Genomic DNA, 21,627 nt, shown 5'->3' with positions numbered 1-21,627 from the left:
AAATCGCCAATCGAAAATTTCTCACAGATGATTGCTGAGTGTTTTACAGTATTTTTTCTAGTCCATATACTAACGACTTTAGCTGGTTAACTTTGCGTATGGCTAATAATACTCCTGGCATATAACAGGCGCGATCGCTGGTATCATGACGTAAGGTATAAATCTGCCCAGCGGCACCAAAAATCACCTCTTGGTGGGCAATTAGTCCTGGTAAGCGCACACTATGAATTCTAATCCCTTCATCTGCTAAACTGCCTCTAGCTCCTGCTATTTTCTCCGTTTCTTCCACCATAGCAGTGTTAAAAGTTTTGCCCAGTTCTCCCAATAGTTGAGCAGTTTGAATGGCTGTACCGCTGGGAGCATCGGCTTTTTGGTTATGATGGAGTTCGATAATTTCTACATGATCAAAATACTGAGAAGCTCTAACAGCCGCTTCTTGTAGTAATACCATACCAATAGAAAAGTTGGGAATAATCAAACAACCGGTACTGGCTTTTTCAGCAAAATCACTTAATTCTTGAATTTGTGCGGGACTTAAACCTGTAGTTCCTACAACTGGACGAATTCCATAGGCGATCGCACTGCGAATACTGTTATATACCACATCAGGATGGGTAAAATCAACTAGTACACCTGGCTGCATCTGTCTTTCCCCAGCCACATAGGCCAACATAGGTTCTAACTGATTGCTAATTGGTACTTCTAAGGGTTCACTTAAACCCGCTAGTTCTCCAGCGTCTTTACCTTGATGTTGCGGAGTAGTATCAATTGCACCCAGTAGAGTCAAATCAGATGCTTGGGCTACTGCTTTAATGACCTCACGTCCCATTTTACCAGCCGCACCATTGACAATAACTGGGATAGAAGCTTGATTGCTCATAGATTTAACAATTATTTTCAATTCAACAATAAAATTGTCTCACAAATGCAAGTCTGACAAGAATAGACTTTAAATGCTCAACAGCTTATTTAGTAATTTCTGTGTACGGGCGAACGGCCGTTCGTCCCTAAATAGTATTCTTTAAATAAGATATTGAGTATGTATATTCAACAGTTCCATTAATTTAATCCGTGCTATACTGTATGGTATTTATTGGCAGTGGACATCAAAATCAAAATAACGAAAACAGGCGTTAGATATGGTGAATTAGCTCAATTCGGCTATACATGGTCTCTAATACTGGAAATATATAGCTTTAACGAACTTGACTATCAGTGGATTTAAGTTAAACTGAAAGCGTCTTAATTTGATCAAGTACAATTCAGACGGATAGAGGAGGCAAAAATGTGAATTTTAGTAACTGTGTCCAGAATAGTGGGTAATATAAGTACCAGGAAAATTTAAATTGAATAGTTTGATACTTCTTAAATCATCGTTATCCACTAACCTGGAGGAGATAACTCATGAACGAATTCATAAGCAACCGAAAATTGTAATAAGTAGTTTACAATGCCAATTAGTGAGAGAATCTAAAGAAAATATAAAATAAACTCAAATGACTGTGGTGTCTGGAGGGCAAAAGTGTTTTTGAGACTAGCAAACGAACATAGACAATTTGTACAAGATTTGGTAATGAACTTGAAAGCCTTGGCGGTTGTACTAGAACGGCACGGTTATCCTGCTTCCTGCTATACTTGTGGCGATCAGATGAACAGCGCATCCTTTATGGTCAGCTTAGGAGACAATCATTTAATTCGCTTTTTAGTCTCAGATTATGGGATTACTTGGACAGAAATGCGTGATGATCGTGAATTAATGAAATTAGAAGGTGCAGAAGCGATTAACCAGTTAGAAGAACTAGCTACCCTCGTCAAACAGTCTATACAAAAGTCTAGAGATACTGAGTATTCATCTCCGACAGGTAAACGCATTTTACAGAAAAGTTCAGGAAGGGTGAAAACCCAACCATAACAACTTGAAACTATGTTTGGGTTGAAAGTTGTTATTTCCCACTAGGTTCGAGAATGACAAACCAATCTGTCTACTGGCTATAAGTCATAAATTATAAATTATAATTTATAATTTATATTTATCAGCCAGCAATCAAATTCTTATCACATTGAAGGCTACGGGCATTATATCTGATAGCGCGGCGTGACCTTACCCATAGACCAGTTCTGAAAATGTTAAAGATGCTGATCATTCATTATGCTTTACTGTTGATGTGACAGTTTTTGGTATAGCATATTTATATTAACTTCTAGAAAATCATTATCTTTGAGAATTTGATACAAATTCACATTTTCCTCTAACAAACAAGCATGACCGCTATTTGGAAGGATAAATGTTTTGCTATTTGGTAAAATACTAGCCAATCTGGCGATTTCGGTAACGGAAGGTAATAAGCGATCATTTCCACTACCAATAAGTAAAACTGGTTGTGTTAACTTTTGCAAATCTTTTTTGTCAATTTGAAAATCTCGCAATAGGGACAACCGCCAGTTTACAGTCTCTGGTGGAATCGAACCCATGGACGCGAGAAGTATTTGGCGCTGGCTTTCAGAAACGCGCTCTAATGAGGCCAGAAATGGTAACAAAGCTAATGAACCAACATTAAATAATAATGATGGGACAAACTGAGTAAGCTGGGATATCCAACTAAACCAAGGCTGATGCAAAAAAGAAGAAGCGGGATTAATTAAGATAATGCGCTTAAATAAATGTGGTGACTGGGTTGCTACTTTCATCGCTAAACAACCACCGAAGGATTCACCACAGAGGTATATTGGCCGTTGACGGCTTTTTTCCAGTTCACCATGAATCAAATCTAAAACATTTCTGGCTAAAACATCCCAAGTACCAAGATGGTTTTTGGATATAGCCAAGCAACGAATATCTAAACCTATTGATAATTCAGGGATTTGGGCTTGTAACAATTGACCAGTGCCATCCATTCCTGGTAAATAGATAAATAAAGGAGCATCTGACTGTACTGGTTTTGGAGTCAAAAAACAAGGTTTCAGGTCAACGGCTGGCATTTTGCGGCTTTTTTTTAATCTATTCTATCTTTAACTTTACCGTTTCTCTGATGCAAATGGGGATTATGGCATATTTTCTTTTTGTCTCCTGCTAAAATCAACCTTTCCAGACAAAAAACAACCCACTCTGAAACCATGATTACAGAATTTCTAGCAATTTGTATTCATCATATATAAATATGTGAAAGCGTCAAATCCCCCTAACTGGCAATAATGTCACCTTGGCATTACACATAATACTATAGCATTCCGCAACGATTATGCACTTAAATGACATTGGATTACCATATCTAAAGTAGTGATAAATCTCTATATTGCTAGTGGTTAATCTACTGACAATGCTCAAAAAATTGCAGTTTATCTTGATGTATTTTGAAAATTTACTGACTATAAACTTATAAATATTTTCAGATAAATTTCGTCAAAAATATCAGACAGGAAAGCTGGGTTAGGAGTCACCCAGAAACCTTGTTCAGGAAACTCCAAAAAATATCTAGAAATTTCTTGTAGTCGGGGACAAAAAACCAGCTAATCATCAACTACAGGTATCTTGCTGATCCCAGAAGACGGGATAGTTTATTTTTTGTGATGCCCTAAATCATTAATCTCAAACAAAATCATTGCAGAAAATCCTGAATATTGAAACTAATACTCTTGTCATGAATTGGAGAATTTTATATGCTCAATTTTATGCACATCATCATCTATATTGCTGGAATTTGCATTAGTGTATTCTCTGTGACTACCAATGAAATAAACAGGTTTTACCATGATTATTAGTAACTGCTTTCCCAAATTTGACAAGAAATCATTTAGGAGTTTTATAGAAGTGATGAAACAATTCTCAATTCCATAAATTTGTTACGATTAAGGAGTAATTTAATAAAAAACCGTAGCAATGTTATATAATTGCCTAGTTTTATCTAGATAATCTAGATGATTAAGAGAGAAAACTGATTAATAATTTGCTTTTATTGTCCATGAATTTAGTGAATAAAACAGAAAAGACTTTTGCACTGACAACACCGCTATATTATGTCAACGATGTCCCCCATATTGGCAGTGCTTATACAACTATAGCGGCAGATGTCATAGCCCGGTTTCAACGCTTACAGGGAAATCAAGTTTTACTAATTACGGGTACAGATGAACACGGACAAAAAATCCAGCGTTCAGCAGCCAGTTTAGGAAAAGCACCGCAAGATTTTTGTGATCAAATTGTTCCCAGTTTTACAAGATTGTGGGATTTACTCGATATTCAATATGATCGCTTTAGTCGGACTACTGCACCCCGTCACGAGGCCATAGTTAAAGAGTTTTTTCAGCGAGTTTGGGAAAATGGTGACATCTATCAAGGAGAACAACAAGGTTGGTACTGCGTTTCCTGTGAAGAATTTAAGGAAGAACGGGATTTACTAGAAAATAAACGCTGTCCCATCCATACTACCAAAGAAGTGGAGTGGCGGGATGAGCAGAACTATTTCTTCCGTTTGTCTAAATATCAAACTCAGTTAGAGGAATTTTACCAATCTCACCCTGATTTTATTCAACCTGTGAGCAGACGAAATGAAGTTTTCAATTTTGTCGCTCAAGGTTTACAAGATTTTTCCATTTCCCGGGTAAATCTTGACTGGGGTTTTCCTGTACCTGTAGACTCTAAACATACATTGTATGTGTGGTTTGATGCTCTACTGGGTTATGTAACAGCATTGTTAGAACCAGACGCAGAACCAACTTTAGCTAATGCTTTACAGACATGGTGGCCAATTAATCTCCACTTGATTGGTAAAGATATTTTACGCTTTCATGCTGTTTACTGGCCAGCAATGCTGATGTCAGCAGGTTTACCTTTACCAGATAGGGTATTTGGACATGGTTTTTTAACTAAAGACGGTCAAAAAATGGGTAAAACTCTGGGTAATACCCTTGATCCTATCACTTTAGTGGAAAATTATGGTAGTGATGCCATTCGTTATTACTTCCTTAAGGAAATCGAATTTGGGAAAGATGGCGATTTTAATGAAATAAGGTTCATTAATGTTTTGAATGCAGATTTGGCGAATGATTTAGGTAATTTGTTAAATCGCACTTTAAATATGGTGAAGAAATACTGCTCTAGTCAAGTACCGTCCATAACCCAAGCAACTATTCCGGCGGAAAATCCTTTAAAAATTATCGGGTTAGAGTTGGGAGACAAGGTGAAACAAGCATATACAGCTTTAGCTTTTAATGAAGCCTGTCACTATGTTTTATCTCTGGTACAAACCAGTAACAAGTTTATTGATGATCAAGCCCCTTGGTCGTTATATAAACAAGGTAAACAGGAAGATGTGGAACTGGTGCTATATGCGGTTCTGGAATCTGTGAGACTAGCAGCTTATCTCCTCTCCCCAATTATTCCTAATATCAGCAGTGATATTTATCAGCAATTAGGCTGGGGAATCAACTTTAATGAACAAAAAGAAAGTGCAATTTTAGCCCCTTTTTGTACCCACTCAACATGGGGAATATTATCCGATAAACAACAATTGGGGACACCCAAACCAGTTTTTAAGCGGATAGAAACATCAAAATAAAAGATTAATTTTGGGAACTGCTAATTCCTTCACAAAACAATTCGGGGCTGTACTGTCACCAATGACAGTTGGGAACATGAGTCAATAATCAGGGCTTTTTCGCTGCTGATTTTATGAATCCTGATCTATCAGCCCCGGAGACTTATCATAAGCCATTCTAACAAATTATGTAGTTAGAAATTTCTATCATAACAGGAATAACAACACAAGGTATGACAACAATGTTGAATAATTTGGAAAACGACTCGATATTTACGCCAGAACAAGTTTTGGAAAATCGGGGACGGGTAGCTATCTTTATTGACGGCTCAAACTTATTTTATGCAGCACTACAACTAGGAATCGAAATTGATTATACTAAGTTATTGTGCCGTTTAACTGGTGGATCAAGGCTATTACGGGCTTTTTTCTACACAGGGGTAGACCGGACAAATGAGAAGCAACAGGGCTTTTTATTGTGGATGCGTCGCAATGGTTATAGAGTCATTGCTAAGGATTTGGTACAATTACCAGATGGTTCTAAAAAAGCTAACCTAGATGTGGAAATAGCTGTTGATATGATGGCTTTAGTTGATTCCTATGATACCGCAGTTTTAGTCAGCGGTGATGGCGATTTAGCTTATGCTGTCAATTCTGTCAGCTATCGTGGTGTTAGGGTAGAGGTGGTGAGTTTGCGATCTATGACTAGTGATAGTTTAATTAATGTTAGCGATCGCTATATTGATTTAGAAGCTATCAAAGAAGATATTCAAAAAACTCCCCGTCAAAGTTACCCATATCGGCCATTGTCTAGTATGGGCTTTTTAGACGATCCTAGAGGTAGTGATAGACATCTAGAATTTCCAGAGTAATGCAATATTCACAAGACAGGGAGAATGGAAGACAAAACTCAAAACGTCAGCGGGGAAGTAAACATCGTTCCCCCCACTTCTATTCATTTTCACAGTTTAGATTACGAACAAATTGGGTTTACCTGTCTTTATCATTGTTCTTAGGGTTATGGTTATCTGCTTGTAGTAATCCATCTACACCTAACCAATCAAAAACTAATACTTCATCTCCAAGAGAAGACGAAACTAAGTTAACTTTTTTTGGTGTGGATTTAGAACAATTTGATCAGGTAGGGAGGCCGATTTGGAAAGTGAAAGCCAAAAAGGCAAAATACACTACAGATAAACAAATGGGTGAAGCGGAAAGTCCTCAAGGGGAACTCTACCAAGACGGAAAAGTTGTCTATCAAATTAAAGCAGAAAAAGCTGACATTAAGCAAGATGGTAAGCAACTTTTTCTTCAAGGTAAAATTGTGGCTAGTGACCCCCGTAATGGTATTGTTTTTCAGGGTAATGAGTTAGAATGGCGACCTCAAGAAGATTTATTAATTGTCCGTAATCAGTTAAATGGTAGCCATAAACAATTACAAGCAACAGCCCAAGAAGCTAAGGTAAAAACTCGTGAACAACGGGTAGAATTTTCAGGAGGAGTAGTAGCAAAATCTACAGATCCACAGTTACAAATGCGAACTGAGCATTTAATATGGCAGATTAAAGAGGATAAATTATTTAGCGATCGCCCTATCCAAATAGAAGGATATAAAGATAACAAAATCTCTGGCCGCAGTCAAGCTAATGCCGCCGAAATTAACTTAAAAACTCAAATTGCAATTCTCCAACCACAGGCCAAATTAGAGTTAATAGATCCGCTAATGCAAATTACTAGTAACTCTATAACCTGGAATATTCAGAAGGAAAATATCACCACCAATTCTCCCATTCGTGTCTTCAAAGCTGCTGAGAATCTAACTGTCACTGCTAATCAAGGAAAAATGAACATACCAGAAAACACTGTCTATCTCACTGGTAATGTCAATGCAGTTGGACAACGTAGTCAGTCTTTAAAATCAAATCAATTGACTTGGTATTTAAATAAAAAATTGTTAGAAGCCCAAGGAAATGTAATTTATCATCAAGTTGCACCAAAATTAACTTTTCAAGGAGCAACAGCGGTCGGTAATTTAGAAACAGAAAATATTGTCGTTAAAGGTGGTAATTCTGGACAGAAAGTAATCACAGAAATTATCCCCCAGGAAAATAGGTAATAAGGAAGTTGAGCAGAAATCATCTTCTCTGGCTTCCTTCTCCTGAGAGGATGTTTTAACAGTATATGGCACCCTATGGGCGAATATAAAAGAGCTTATGGCTTCACTAAGGGATACGCTACTACACAAGCTAAGTCCACCTGGGTGAAATCATGAAAAAATTAGGTTTTTTCTATGTAGACGCAGTTTATAAACGCTAAAAATCGTATTAACTTCTACCTAAAAACAGACAACGGACAGCTAACCTCTATACAAAATCTCATTGCGATTAGCTGCACCAAAATTTGGTAAAGAATTATCTAAATGAGGGACAAGGGTAGGGGGAATATCCGTAGATACTTCTAATTCTTTTTCTAAATGTTGGAGAAGTTTATCTTGTTCAGCCCGAAAAGCGGATATATTTCCACCACGGTTAATAATTGTAAACCAAACCAAACCGCGATCGCGTGTAGGTACAACTCCTGCTAAAGCACTAACATCATTAAGAGTACCAGTTTTCATCACGGTTGCCTTGGGCATATGTCGAGAGTGTATTGTACCTCGGTTATCCAGTCCCGAGGTCGGAAATAAATCAGCTAAAGTCAACTGATAAGAACTAGCTTCACGTTGCAATGCCATAAATATAGCACAAACGGCTCTGGGAGAAATCCGATTTTCCTTACCCAAACCAGAACCATTAATGAGGAGAATTTCTGACTTCGAGACTCCAGCAAGTTGGGCTGCTGTATAACTAACTACATCAGCACCTCCCACAGATTCAGCCAACATTTCCGCAATATCGTTATTACTAAAAACATTCATTTCCTTAATTATTTTTTGCAAAGGTAAGGAAAGATGACGTACCAGCAAAGTTTGTCCTACTTTCGGTTGAGGGTCTACCTTGATATTACCAGCAATAATAACTTGGGGTTTAGGTGTTCCCTTGGGCATAACAGAATATTGGAAAACCACAGAACGAGACCAAGTACGGTGATTTAGTGCTTGTTTGAGTAATTGACCCGCGAGTATTGGATTGCGTTGGAAATTCATCGCAAAAGCACCAGTAATGATTAAATTTCCCTTTACCTGCTTAATACCCATTTTATTCAGAGTATTTCCCAGCGCGATGGCCTCTTCCCCAACAAACATAGGATCACCAGTACCAGTAATCACTAAATCGCCCTGTACCACCCCATTTACCACCGGTCCAGTGCTACTAACTAAGGTCTGAAACTGGTGATTTGGTCCCCAAGTTTTAAAAGCCGCTAAGGAAGTAGCAATTTTAGTTAAAGAAGCAGCGGGTAAAGGTATAGTACCTTGATGGTTAGCCATTAACATCGGTCCCGACTGTAACCAAATCCCCTGAGAGGACATGAGATTTTGGTCAATTAATTTTGATGTAATTAAACCCTTGAGATATTCTTGTACGGTTATAGCTCCGGCCGGGCTAGGATCAGGGACAATAATGAAGCTAGGGCTACCTTGCCAAGCCAGTACACTCAAGGCTTCTAGAGGTTGAATTTGTACCTTAGCCATTTCTAGCCACAGAGAAAACAAACCTGATCCTAATAATTCCAGCATAGTTAAATTCCTCTATTTTATTTTTTTTGTGAATCATTCAAGTAATCTACTAACGTAATACGCCACGCCAGGTATCAGATGAAATCTGCTGTATTTTAACCATACGGTTATTTTCCTATTCCTGTCTTCCTTCGAGCCTTTGCGCCTTTGCGTGAGATGTAAAAATCGCAGTAGTTCCTAATTCCCAATCAAGACTACTCTGTGCGCTATATCTACGTAATTAGTCTCTATTTCCTATTCCTTGTTTCCTCTTTTCCTAATCACATCTACTAATATACAAGCCTGATTATATTTATCAGTATTAAGTCATAATAATTAGTATTATTACATATTTTTAAGTCAATCACATTACATGATATGAGTTCACCTTTTTTGTTTATTCCCTATTTGCTGCCATATTTTGACTAATTAATAGATTCCCGTAGTCTATTTTCTTTCTGGATGTGCTGCTTCCTCTGGAGTAGGAATTACCACTTGATTAATTACTCCAATCATTTGATATAAACGCCCTAAATCTCGTTGATTAAAATATAAAACTAAGCGGGGTAAATTAGATGTTTCATCTTGTCCTTCTTGGGGTAATGCTTGACTTTTGACAATTTTGCCCGTTACCAGGATATCACTAAAGTTAGTATTAAGTGCTTCTACTTGATCATCTGATAGATCTTCTCGCAACCGGATCACCAACTGATCACCAACATAACGACTAGAATGATAAATTTGGTAAAAACTAGTAATAGCATTACAGGCAACTTCTAGATTATCTGTAATTGTGTATAAACTAGGATCATCAGGACTAACAAGCCCTGTCTTTACCAATTTCTCATCAATATACTGACTCCAGGAGCGCCAATAATCACCTCCCGGTTGATCAATTAATACTAAAGGAACTGGACCAAATTTACCTGTTTGGCTTAATGTCATACATTCGAAAGCCTCGTCTTGAGTCCCAAAACCACCGGGAAACAAAGCTACAGCATCACTTTCTTTTAAAAGAAATAATTTCCGGGTAAAGAAATATTTAAAGTTAATTAGTTTAGTATCACCGTGAATGACGGGGTTAGCTTGTTGTTCAAAAGGTAACTGAATATTTAAACCAAAGGAATTGTCTCTTCCAGCGCCTTCCTGACCAGCTTGCATAATTCCACCACCACCACCAGTCATAATCATAAATCCTAGCTGGGAAACAGCGCGACTAAATGCAACGGCCATTTGGTATGCTGGTGTTTCTGGTGCTAGACGGGCAGAACCAAAAATAGTAATTTTACGTATATGACGGTAGTGATAAAATAACTGAAAACCACGTTCCATATCTACTAAAGCAGCAGATAGTATTTTCCAATCAAGACGTTCAATGTCACTATCCGCAAGACGCAAAATTGTAGATAGGGACTGCTGAATAAATTGCCGATGTTTTAGTGTCGGTAAACGATCTATTAACTCAGCAATATCCGCTTGCAGAGAATCTAATGGAGAAAAAGACGCTTCAGAGGTCATGGTTAAAGCCGCAATAATGGCATCACATTGTAATATAATCCAAGTTGGTAGTTATCTAATTCAAGGGGGAAAAGAGTAATTGTTAATATCTTGACCAGATACATAAAAATGGTACTGTCCCTAGACTTTTTTGTAGTTGAAAAAAGAGAGGGGACGCACCAAGTTTGTCCCGTAATTCATTTGTCAATGAATAACTCAAAAGAAGTTTGTTGTCTATTGAGCTTCAAAGATACTTTTCCAAAGTGTTAGATAAAGTGGTTTTAGGTACAGCACCGACCACCATATCTACTTTTACTCCGCCTTTGAAAATCATTAATGTAGGAATACTGCGAATACCGTACTCACTAGCAATTTTGGGATTTTCATCAGTATTCATTTTCACAACTTTTAATTTTCCTTCGTACTGAGCGGCAATTTCTTCGACAACAGGAGCTACCATGCGGCATGGACCGCACCAAGGAGCCCAGAAGTCAACTAATACGGGTACTTCGCTGTCGATTACTTCTTGCTTAAACGTAGAATCTGTAACTTGTGCTGCTGCTGACATACCTAAAAACCTTTACATAAGATATTTCCGAGGTTGGTGAAAATTCTACCACAGCAAAAACCTCCTCTTTGAGTTTAAGGATGAGTATTTGCAAAGAAATTAGAAAATTCATGTCCAACATAAGGAACCGCCCGAACAATAGTCCGGGCGGAGTGTGGTGTGAGGAGTGAACGGAAACATTTGTCTCCGCCATCTCTATTGTAGGCTAGATATGTGATTTTTCCAGTCATTCTTTAGACTACTAGAAAAGTTTTTGGAGTTGTTACAGCGTTAGGAGTCAGAAGTCAGAAGTCAGGATAAAGCCCTTACCCATGACCAATGACATGAATGAGTTATTTACCCATACCCAACTGTTGGGCTTTTTGGTAAACCTTGCCTTCGGTTAACAGAGAAGGAGCAATGACGACTTCAACTTGCTGCATTTCTTTAATGTTTTTAGCGCCTAAAGTTCCCATGCTGGTTTTTAAAGCTCCTAAAAGGTTATGAGTACCGTCATCTAAGCCAGCAGGACCTGTGAGTATTTGTTCTAGCGTTCCGGTAGTACCAACGCGAATCCGAGTTCCACGAGGCAATACGGGGCTAGGAGTTGCCATGCCCCAATGATAACCCCGGCCAGGGGCTTCTGCGGCTCTAGCAAAGGGAGAACCAATCATCACACCGTCTGCACCACAGGCAATACATTTACAGATGTCTCCACCGGTGATTAAACCACCATCAGCGATGATAGGAATATATTTTCCGGTTTCTTGGTAATAATCGTCTCTAGCGGCTGTACAATCAGCGATCGCAGTAGCTTGAGGTACGCCCACGCCCAGGACTCCGCGAGAGGTACAAGCTGCACCAGGTCCAATACCCACTAATACTGCTGCTGCACCAGCTTTCATTAATTCCAGTGTGACTTCATAAGTGACGCAATTCCCCAAGGCCACAGGAATGGGCATAGAGCGGCAAAATTCCTCTAAATTAAGGGGAGTAACAGATTCTGGCGATAGATGATCAGTAGAAACTACTGTAGCTTGGATAAAAAATAAATCTGCCCCTGAAGATGCTGCTACCTCACCATATTTGCTTGCACCTGCTGGAGTCGCACTAACCGCCGCAATACCGCCTTGTTGTTTAATTTCCTGAATACGTTTTTCAATTAATTCCGGCTTTATTGGTTCGGCATATAGTTCTTGCATCAGGCTCACAAATTCGTCTTTGCCCACGGAGGCAATCCGATCTAAAATCGGTTCAGGATCAGCATAACGAGTTTGGATACCCTCTAAATTAATTACTCCCAATGCCCCCAACTGGGACAAACGAACAGCCATTTTTACATCAACTACACCATCCATTGCACTGGCAATAATGGGGATTTCTCGCTCAATCTTGCCGATTTTCCATTTAGTATCAGCTAAACTCGGATCGAGTGTTCTGTTACCAGGGACTAAAGCAATTTCATCAATTCCATAGGCTCGACGAGCCACTTTTCCCCGCCCAAGTTGAATTTCCACGCTTTCACTTTTCTCAAAACTGTTTAAGCTAGGGTATCAAATTGTGGTGATATTGGGAATTGGGGATAATTGAAAATTTGGGATTTTTAATTCTAATTCTGTTCTGATCTACTAGTTCGGGTTGGCGTAAATAAACCAACCATTCTCAATCGCTAGCAATCTTACGGGAACAGCGACTTATTACTTTTGACTGTTGACTTGGGGTCAGTATTAGGGTTTATTTTTACCATGATTAGCACCTGTATAACCTGTAGCTACCCAAATAACTGCCCTAGCACCATCTCGAATAGATTTTTGAATGGGTTCTGGTGAATTTTTTGAAGGAACTGATACGGGTTTAAAATTCATGCCTCGACTACCTAAAACAATTTCACCAACTACGCAAGCACGACGCATATGAAAGTCAGATGTAATTAAATAAACACTTTTTATACCACGAGAGCGCAATTCATCTACTAAAGTAGTGAAATTAGTAACTGTGTCTACAGCTTCATAATCTAAATTTAAACGACGGGGATCAACTCCTGCACTAGCAAATATTTTTTTGGTATGCTGAGGTGGACTACCCCCAGAAATCCAAATCGGTATATTTGGATATTGATGGGCTAATTTAGCTGTAAACTTTTCCCTTTCTAACAGGCGAGTAGAACCGCCTAAAACTAATATTGCTTGTGGTTGTATAAACTGGTTTTGTACAGCTTTACACCCCCACCAGATGAATAAGGCTAATATGCAAGCCATAAACCCTAAAGATTTACCAGTCAACAGTAGCTGATTTAAGGCCCTATTGGTATGTCTATTTCGATGGGAATTTTCTTTAAAAATCAGCACCATGACGGAAAAAGATGATGGTTAATATAAGTTTTGCGAAGTCCGCTTACAAAGAATTTGGTAAATTTGCAATTAAAGTCACTGAATCTATGTTGCTGTAATTTCTGTCATATCCTAAACTATCTTAGAAAATCAATCAAAGGTGTAAGAGCAGTTATTTACGACATAATTTTTAAATGCACATCAAAGACCTAGTAGACTTAAAAGCTTGAATTAGTGTAACTTATTGCTAATGGGACTAAATACAATTTTCTGTTCTTAATTAATACAATCAGGACAAAATCTACGGGTTGTGATATTTACTCGATACGGCACTTTTCTTTTTCAAGTACCAGACCTAAATATCTAAAAGGTTTATGGGACAAGGGTTATAGGATTTTATTTGCTACCAAACCGTTACACAAAGTGCTGTAAATAACCAGTGAAATGCTAAGTAGGTGATCTCGCGTCCACCTACTTAGGATGGCCATTGCTCTTTTTACGGATAATCAACGCCACCCTAAACTAACAGAGTTTGCATCAATGGTTTACCATTTTCTAACTTACCACTGCGTAGCCATTCTGTCAGTTCCTCTGGGGCTTGGGCTTGGGTAATGCGTTCTCGGAGATACCCACCTTCGAGAATTTCCTTTTGCAACAATTCCTGGGCAATTTCTTCTAGTAAGTTGCGATTAAATTGGAGAATAGTTAAGGCGATGTGGTGAGCATGATCCACTATCCGCTTAACTTCGTGATCAATTTCTTCTGCTACTTGGGGACTGATAGCCCGGCGAGGATTTCCATAACCTTCCATAAACTGCTGTTGAATTTTCTCGAAAGCCACAGGACCTAGTTTATGACTCATGCCATATATTGTCACAGCGCGTTCTGCTAAATCCGTGGCTTTTTGAATATCATCAGTAGCACCGGTAGATACTTTACCAAAGACGATTTCTTCAGCAGAACGTCCCCCCAGTAAAATGGCAATCCGTCCCCGGATTTCATCTTCTATCATTAAGAAGCGGTCTTCTTCTGGCATTTGAATTGTATAACCTAATGCGCCGACACCACGGGGGACAACGGAAATTTTTTCAACTTTACCAGCACCAGGCATTAATGCGCCAATGATAGCGTGTCCAACTTCGTGATAAGCAACGGTTTTTTTCTCAATTTCATTGAGGACGCGAGAACGTTTTTCTAAACCTGCTACTAAACGTTCAATGGCTTCGTTGAAATCTGCCATGATTACGGCTGGACGATTGTTTCTCGCTGCTAATAATGCGGCTTCATTAACTAGGTTGGCTAAATCTGCACCGGCAAAGCCTGGAGTGCGGGTGGCTATAATTCCTAAATCAACATCTGCTGCTAATTTGACGTTTCTGGCGTGGACGTTGAGAATGGCTTCCCGACCGATTTTATCAGGTCTATCGACGACAACTTGACGGTCAAAACGACCGGGACGACGTAAGGCCGGATCAAGGATTTCAGGACGGTTGGTGGCGGCGATGATAATGACACCAGTATTAGCGTCAAAACCATCCATTTCGCTAAGTAGTTGGTTGAGGGTTTGTTCCCGTTCATCGTTACCACCAACAAAACCACCAGGACTACTGCGAGATTTACCCAGTGCGTCTAGTTCGTCAATAAAGACGATACAGGGTGCTTGTTGTTTGGCTTGTTCAAATAAATCCCGAACTCTTGCAGCACCAACACCAACGAATAATTCGATAAATTCTGAACCGGAGATGCTGAAGAAGGGAACACTGGCTTCACCAGCGATCGCTTTTGCTAGTAATGTTTTACCTGTACCTGGAGGTCCAACCAATAAGACACCTTTGGGAATTTTTGCCCCTAAAGTGGTGTATTTGGTGGCATTTTTCAGAAAATCAACGATTTCTTCAAGTTCAGCTTTGGCTTCATCTACACCGGCTACATCCAAGAATTTTACACCTGTGCCGCCTTCAGAATAAATGCGGGCTTTGCTTTTGCCAACTGTGAGTGCCGCAGGTCCTCCACCCTGACGATTCATTAAAAATGCCCAAATGCTGAAGAAAATTAAGGGGGGAGCAACCCAACTTAATAAAGTGCCAATCCAAGCGGTTTCGTTTGGTGGTGGGGCGGTAAATTCGACGTTGTTCTCGCGGAGGATTTTGGGTAAATCTAAGTCAATAGCAACTGGTGTTGTCTGAAATACCTGTTCGACGATTTTACCTGCGTTGGTTTGGGTTTTGATGGTATATTCAATGCGATCGCTTCCCACAATGGCTTTATCTACTTTACCTGCTTGTACCTGAGCAATAAAGTCACTATAGGGAACTTGCTGTAAACGTTGTCCTAATAAACTAGGAACTATCAAGTTTAGCAATAACAAAAAAGTCAATAAAATCAGAAGACTACCACCGAGTTGTCTTATTTTTGGTTGTTTTGTCTGATTATTATTGTCAGTTTCTACGGGCATAATGTCACCTCAGTAGTCAATAGTCAATAGTCAATAGTCAATAGTCAATAGTCAATAGTCAATAGTCAGTAGTCACTTGATTTTTAACAACTGACAACTGGCAAAGGACAAATAACGCATATCAACTTAATAACAAGGCAAATAGTCCACATAAAGCAATCCCATCAAACACACCAGCACCCCCAAGACTCAACACACCCGAACTCATCGCTTGAATGTCTTTGAGATGCAGCAAATCAGCACCAATCAGAGTCCCCAAAACACCACCAGCAAAGGCTACAGGTGCAGCATGGGGTGAAGCTATTAGCATTGCCGAGACGGCCGCACTCAAAGGGGCAAGTAAGGGATTGATTTGAATACCAATTCCTGGTACTACTTGGGCTGCCAAGTAGCTAACAACGGTCACAATTGCTGTAACTAGCAGAATTGCCAGGGCGTTTCCCTGGGAAAATTGGTATAATGCTAACACCACAGGTATTAACCCACCGCCCACATTTAGAGCTACCACGGTAGAACGTTGCACTTGTCTTAACGGAATCCCCCAAAATTCTTTTAACCACAGTGCTGCAAATTCATCTGCTAATTGGACTGGAGCTTCTAAGCGGTAAATGGGAATATTGATTGTGCTGGTAACAATAACTAGCACTAATAATAAAAAAGCAGTGTTAGGAGAAAAACCCAACTTAGCTACTGCAATTTCCACTACGTCTATTGCCACCGCAAACCAGATAAATGGTAGCAATAGCAATAAACCAATAAATAATAGTATTGAAACTGGTAAATATATCATGGAAATGGGAAAATAGAATGAATTTGGCAATCAAAGCCTCAAATCCAGCCGATACAAAAATGCTAACAATTACTCAACTGTTTACCTTTTATAAATTTTTATATTTAATAACTATTGTAGAAACTGGAGGGTAAGGTTTAAATTAGTATATACCCTATAAAATCATGTATTTTGCCGCACTGTTATGGAAAATCAACACGGCTACGCCCCGCAAGCGATCGGATTTTTGTTGAAACTGCTATTATTTTCGGCTTTGCTCTCGGTATTAATTAAATATGCTGCTCCGTTTCTATGGATTCCAGCAACGGCGACAAGTGTGCTAATTATGGTTTTATCACCAACTATGGTTATGGCAACTGTTCTATTGTGGCGAGTACCAAGACAAAAGTAAAATTAACAAAAAAAATATAGGTGGTGTTGTTAAAATCAGCTAACCTAACGGCATTGACACAAAAAAGCATTTTACTAAGCTGGGAGTCTCGTTTGTGAACATTGGTCAATGGATAGGTATAATTGCCTTAGTTATATCCTTATATATATTGTGGCAACTTCGTGAGGTTTTGCTACTAATATTTGCCGCTGTGGTGTTAGCAACGACTTTAAATCGTCTAGCTCGACGTTTCCAAGCCTTGGGAATCAAACGAGGATTAGCTGTTTTATTGGCTGTGGTGATTTTTTGGGTTGGTGTGGTTTGTTTTTTCTGGTTGATTGTACCACCGTTTGTCCAGCAATTTCATGAACTCACCTATAGAGTTCCTCAAGGTTTTGAACGTTTTAATGCTTGGGTTGATGAACGCAGAACTTATATCCCTCCACAATTATTACCTTACATACCCGATTTGAATAGTTTAATTGAACAAGCACAACCGCTATTTAATCGCTTATTAGGTAACTCTTTTGCTTTTGTCTCTGGATCTTTAGAAGTTGTTCTGAAAATTTTATTAGTATTAGTTTTAACGGGAATGTTTTTAGCTAATCCTCACGATTACCGAAAAGTATTTGTCCGCCTATTTCCCTCATTTTATCGCCCCCGGGTAAATGGGATTTTAAATCAGTGTGAAATATCGTTAGAGGGATGGATCACAGGGGCTATTATTGCTGTCGCAGTTGTGGGATTAATGAGTCTATTAGGATTATCAATTTTAGGTGTAAAAGCAGCATTGGCATTGGCAGTATTAGCCGGATTTATGAATTTAATTCCTAATCTTGGTCCAACTATGAGTGTATTACCAGCTATGGCGATCGCTCTATTAGATAATCCCTGGAAAGCCCTGGCTGTCTTGATTCTCTACTTTGTGATTCAACAAGTTGAGAGCAATTTTATCACACCTGTGGTCATGGCACATCAAGTATCTTTACTCCCTGCTGTCACCCTAATTTCTCAATTATTCTTTGTGACATTTTTGGGATTTCTAGGATTATTTTTGGCACTTCCTCTTACCGTTGTGGCAAAAATTTGGGTTCAAGAAGTTTTAATTAAAGATGTCTTAGATAAATGGGGTCATGATCAGAAACATCATCAAGAATTATCAGTAATTGATGAATCTGCTGATGGAAATGATGATGACGGTTGACGGTTGACTGTAAAAAATACTAGCATAATTACTGTTGGCAAGGGATTTTACTTGGGTAAAAACCAAACACTGTAAAGTTTTATTGCAGGATTTAACACTTCTGTTTTCTTGGATTTCAATACGTGATATATTTATCAATATTTGGGTAATTTGACATTTTACAAGTTGATTTGTTTAATGAAATTTAACCTACAATATAATGAAATTGTTGCTTTAAATCATAGTTGGAAAGCGGCTGTAGAATTATTTGGAGATGATAGTCCTTTATCCCAAAGTGCAAGAGATTTAAAAGGATGTTTACAGGTAAGATTATTACAGAGTTATCCAGATCAAGTTTATTTAATCATAGATAAAGAAACTTCAGAAACAGCAGGGGAAGAATTATATAGTTTCCGTTTCAAACCCCTGCTCCCCTGCCCCTACTACATCAACCGAAGCCAGGAATTAACCGCTTCAAGGCACGACCAGCGACATCACCATAGCGCAATTCACCGCAGAGGATTTTACCCATAATCTGAGCGCCGGAGGGGCGTTTAACACCGACTTTATAACCAATACCGGGGAAGCGATAAAATGCTCCTGCTAATTTTTGCGCCCAAGCCATATCAGTTCCCCATTGTTCGTTAATGGCATCGGTATAATTTGCTAAAGCGTTGGCATCACCACTTAAAGCATCGTGAATAAATCGTGCTGCTAAGACACCGCTAAAAATAGAGGGACGAATACCTTCGGCAGTAAAAGGGTCAACTACACAAGCTGCTTCTCCTGCTAAAACTGCATTTTGGGTATGTAGCTTTTGATCACCATCCCAAAGACAGATGGCATGACCGTATTGTTTACTATTTTTGACATCTATATCAAAAGATTGAGCGTATTCATCCAAAATTTTCTTAAAGTCTTGGGGTTCGCTACCGATAAATGTACCAACACCAATGGAATAACCGTCATCTTTGGGGAAATTCCAGATGTAACCATTTTTGATCAAACCAAACTCAAAGTGAGCCATGTTTTTATTGGGGACATTGGCTGTGACTTCAGCTTCTAATGCGCCAGCTAGACGGCGTTTACGGTCTTTAAAACCTAACCATTTAGCCATTGGACCTTTTGCACCGTCGGCGGCGATCAGATAACGACCGGTGACTATTCCTGTAGCTGTGGTGACTTGCCAAGAATCATTTTTAAATTCAATACCTTTTACTTCCGTATTATCCTGTAGTTCAGCACCTTGCTTTTGAGCTTGTTGGATTAAGAAGTGGTCAAAAATTTCCCTGCGTACCATCCATACGGGTTCTTTAATATCTATTTTTGCTTCTACGGGATCACCTAATTTCCAGGTAAAGCGCAAAGAGTCCACTTTGGCGGAAATTGCGGGGTTAAAGTCAAAGTCGAACCATTGAGCAATTACTGGTGAGACACCACCACCACAAGGCTTATATCTAGGCAAGGATTCCTTTTCTAAGACTAAGACTGAGCGACCTTTTTTGGCTAGATGGTAAGCGGCTGTGCCACCGGCAGGTCCAGCCCCGACAATTATGCAGTCGTACATGATGGCTAATTTTTTAATCTGATTTTAATTAGTTTATTTTCCAGTATATCTAAGGGATTATGATTTTTTATAAATTTTTAGTGAATATAAGCTGCACTGTATTTAATTTGTATGATTCTAGCGGGCAAGATGCCCACACCACAACTTTAGATAAATTTTAAATGGGTAACAGCTTTTAACTTCTCACCTCTTACCAGCTGAGGGGATGAAAATAAAAGTCTTAAATTAAGACTGAGCAATTGGGTTATAAACCGCTCTTATACGGAAAAACCCACATAGGGTGGGTTTACGAACCTTTATTTTTCGTTAGTTACACTCAAGTAGGACTTTAGTTATGTAGTAGCGAATTATATTCACTATTAACTTTTAAAATATCCTCTTAGACGGTTGAGATGTCCTTTTCCTTTTCTGCCAGCAGTTCGTCTATTTTGGCGGTATACTTATTTGTTAGTTTTTGGAGTTTGTCCTGTTGATCCCGTGCTTCATCTTCAGGGATTTCAGCGTTTTTTTCCTGTTTGCGAATGGACTCAATAGCATCCCGGCGGATATTACGAATTGCTACACGACCTTCTTCCGCGTATTTAGCCGCAAGTTTGACAAATTCTTTACGGCGGTCAGTTGTTAACGGGGGAATATTCAAGCGGATCACAATACCGTCATTACTGGGAGTCAAGCCCACATCTGACAGAGAAATGGCTTTTTCAACAATATTCAAGCTGCTCTTATCGTAGGGCTGAATCAGGATAGTTGAAGCATCTGGTGTGCTAATGTTTGCCAGTGATTTTAAGGATGTTGGTGTACCGTAATACTCGACTTGTACTTTATCTAACAAACTCGCATTGGCGCGACCAGTGCGAATTGTATTAAAAGCCCGTTGAGTAGATTCAACGGTTTTCTGCATTGTACTTTCAGCTTCAGCTAATTTCACAAGAACCTCCCACAAGGGTGCCAATAGATTCTCCCATAACTGCCCGGTGGATATTACCTCGCACCGTTAAGTCAAATACTAAAATGGGGAGATTATTTTCTTTACATAGGGCAATTGCGGTACTATCCATGACTCGCAAATCTTTAGCCAAAACGTGGGCGTAGGTAAGAGTAGTAAAACGCTTGGCATCAGGATACAATTTAGGGTCAGCATCGTAAATTCCGTCCACTTTGGTGGCTTTGAAAATCACTTCTGCTTCGATTTCTGCCGCTCTTAAGGCCGCAGTGGTATCTGTAGTAAAGAAGGGATTACCTGAACCAGCCCCAAAAATTACCACCCGACCTTTTTCTAAATGACGGATAGCACGTCGTCGAATATATGGTTCCGCTAGTTCTTGCATAGCAATGGCGGTTTGAACCCTTGTCTGTATTCCCATTCGTTCGAGGGAATCTTGCAGGGTCATGGCGTTCATGACCGTGGCAATCATGCCGATATAATCAGCAGTAGCCCGATCCATACCAGCTGAGGCAGCTTTAACACCTCTAAAAATATTACCACCACCAACAACGATGGCGATCTGAACACCGGTGGCTATCACCTCTCCTATTTCCTTGGCTATTTCCTCGACCACTTCCGGGTCAATGCCATAGCCCAGGTTGCCCATTAAGGCTTCACCGCTCAGTTTAAGTAAAACCCGTCGGTAATTCGTTCCCATGAAGTTCCGCTTTATCAAAAAAGTTGCAATTGCCTCCAATTTAAGATAGCAGTACA

Annotated in this window: 17 protein-coding genes; 5 read left to right on the top strand and 12 right to left on the bottom strand. The window is 39.3% G+C overall.

Going from position 1 to position 21,627, the window contains the following annotated elements:
- Positions 1-43: 43 nt before the first annotated feature.
- Positions 44-880: a 4-hydroxy-tetrahydrodipicolinate reductase gene (gene dapB / locus H6F62_RS16070; RefSeq protein WP_137907578.1), complete on the bottom strand. Its 837-nt coding sequence runs from the start codon at positions 878-880 to the stop codon at positions 44-46.
- A 642-nt stretch (positions 881-1,522) separates the two neighbouring features.
- Between dapB and H6F62_RS16065 the strand changes: the two genes are divergently transcribed.
- Positions 1,523-1,912 (top strand): DUF1815 family protein, encoded by a 390-nt coding sequence (locus tag H6F62_RS16065; protein ID WP_137907577.1) that lies wholly within the window; start codon positions 1,523-1,525, stop codon positions 1,910-1,912.
- A gap of 242 nt (positions 1,913-2,154) precedes the next feature.
- Here H6F62_RS16065 and H6F62_RS16060 read toward each other — a convergent pair whose 3' ends face one another.
- Positions 2,155-2,979, bottom strand: coding sequence for an alpha/beta hydrolase (locus H6F62_RS16060; RefSeq protein ID WP_137907576.1), 825 nt, complete (start codon positions 2,977-2,979; stop codon positions 2,155-2,157).
- Between the two features lie 980 nt (positions 2,980-3,959).
- Here H6F62_RS16060 and metG point away from each other — a divergent pair.
- The 3 genes from metG (at position 3,960) to lptC (ending at position 7,650) form a co-directional block, all read left to right on the top strand.
- Positions 3,960-5,555, top strand: a complete 1,596-nt coding sequence (gene metG / locus H6F62_RS16055; protein ID WP_137907575.1) for a methionine--tRNA ligase — start codon at positions 3,960-3,962, stop codon at positions 5,553-5,555.
- Between the two features lie 221 nt (positions 5,556-5,776).
- Positions 5,777-6,406: an NYN domain-containing protein gene (locus H6F62_RS16050; protein WP_137907574.1), complete on the top strand. Its 630-nt coding sequence runs from the start codon at positions 5,777-5,779 to the stop codon at positions 6,404-6,406.
- The gene (gene lptC, locus H6F62_RS16045) at positions 6,406-7,650 is read left to right on the top strand and encodes an LPS export ABC transporter periplasmic protein LptC (RefSeq protein ID WP_137907573.1); all 1,245 of its coding nucleotides are present in this window, start codon (positions 6,406-6,408) and stop codon (positions 7,648-7,650) included. The genes H6F62_RS16050 and lptC overlap by 1 nt, the downstream gene beginning before the upstream one ends.
- Before the next feature lie 240 nt (positions 7,651-7,890).
- Here the strand turns inward: lptC and H6F62_RS16040 are convergent, their stop codons facing one another.
- The 7 genes from H6F62_RS16040 to H6F62_RS16010 form a co-directional block, all read right to left on the bottom strand.
- The gene (locus H6F62_RS16040; RefSeq protein WP_190372477.1) at positions 7,891-9,210 is read right to left on the bottom strand and encodes a D-alanyl-D-alanine carboxypeptidase; all 1,320 of its coding nucleotides are present in this window, start codon (positions 9,208-9,210) and stop codon (positions 7,891-7,893) included.
- 426 nt (positions 9,211-9,636) lie between these two features.
- On the bottom strand, positions 9,637-10,707 hold the full coding sequence (locus tag H6F62_RS16035; protein WP_137907571.1) for an LOG family protein: 1,071 nt from the start codon (positions 10,705-10,707) through the stop codon (positions 9,637-9,639).
- 223 nt (positions 10,708-10,930) lie between these two features.
- On the bottom strand, positions 10,931-11,254 hold the full coding sequence (trxA, locus tag H6F62_RS16030) for a thioredoxin (RefSeq protein WP_137907570.1): 324 nt from the start codon (positions 11,252-11,254) through the stop codon (positions 10,931-10,933).
- A gap of 332 nt (positions 11,255-11,586) precedes the next feature.
- Positions 11,587-12,750, bottom strand: coding sequence for a GuaB3 family IMP dehydrogenase-related protein (locus H6F62_RS16025; protein ID WP_137907569.1), 1,164 nt, complete (start codon positions 12,748-12,750; stop codon positions 11,587-11,589).
- A 210-nt stretch (positions 12,751-12,960) separates the two neighbouring features.
- The gene (locus tag H6F62_RS16020; protein ID WP_137907568.1) at positions 12,961-13,491 is read right to left on the bottom strand and encodes a YdcF family protein; all 531 of its coding nucleotides are present in this window, start codon (positions 13,489-13,491) and stop codon (positions 12,961-12,963) included.
- Positions 13,492-14,080: 589 nt separating this feature from the next.
- Positions 14,081-16,018 (bottom strand): ATP-dependent zinc metalloprotease FtsH, encoded by a 1,938-nt coding sequence (gene ftsH / locus H6F62_RS16015; protein ID WP_137907567.1) that lies wholly within the window; start codon positions 16,016-16,018, stop codon positions 14,081-14,083.
- 121 nt (positions 16,019-16,139) lie between these two features.
- On the bottom strand, positions 16,140-16,808 hold the full coding sequence (locus H6F62_RS16010) for a DUF1614 domain-containing protein (protein WP_190372476.1): 669 nt from the start codon (positions 16,806-16,808) through the stop codon (positions 16,140-16,142).
- Positions 16,809-17,293: 485 nt separating this feature from the next.
- On the opposite strand from H6F62_RS16010, the gene H6F62_RS16005 reads away from it, so the two are divergent.
- Entirely contained in the window at positions 17,294-18,382 is a 1,089-nt protein-coding gene (locus H6F62_RS16005; RefSeq protein ID WP_137907564.1) for an AI-2E family transporter, read from the top strand.
- 427 nt (positions 18,383-18,809) lie between these two features.
- Here the strand turns inward: H6F62_RS16005 and H6F62_RS16000 are convergent, their stop codons facing one another.
- From H6F62_RS16000 to pyrH, 3 genes are all read right to left on the bottom strand, one after another.
- A complete protein-coding gene (locus H6F62_RS16000; protein ID WP_190372475.1) occupies positions 18,810-19,928 on the bottom strand; it encodes a geranylgeranyl reductase family protein in 1,119 nt (372 codons plus the stop codon).
- Positions 19,929-20,307: 379 nt separating this feature from the next.
- Positions 20,308-20,856 (bottom strand): ribosome recycling factor, encoded by a 549-nt coding sequence (gene frr, locus H6F62_RS15995; RefSeq protein ID WP_028084178.1) that lies wholly within the window; start codon positions 20,854-20,856, stop codon positions 20,308-20,310.
- Positions 20,843-21,571 (bottom strand): UMP kinase, encoded by a 729-nt coding sequence (gene pyrH / locus H6F62_RS15990; RefSeq protein ID WP_028084177.1) that lies wholly within the window; start codon positions 21,569-21,571, stop codon positions 20,843-20,845. The genes frr and pyrH overlap by 14 nt, the downstream gene beginning before the upstream one ends.
- Positions 21,572-21,627 lie beyond the last annotated feature (56 nt).

It is taken from the genome of Anabaena sp. FACHB-1391 (assembly GCF_014696755.1).
Classification (GTDB): domain Bacteria; phylum Cyanobacteriota; class Cyanobacteriia; order Cyanobacteriales; family Nostocaceae; genus Dolichospermum; species Dolichospermum planctonicum.
Note: the sequence above shows the minus strand (reverse complement) of the source record. Positions and strands in the feature narration are given on the sequence as shown.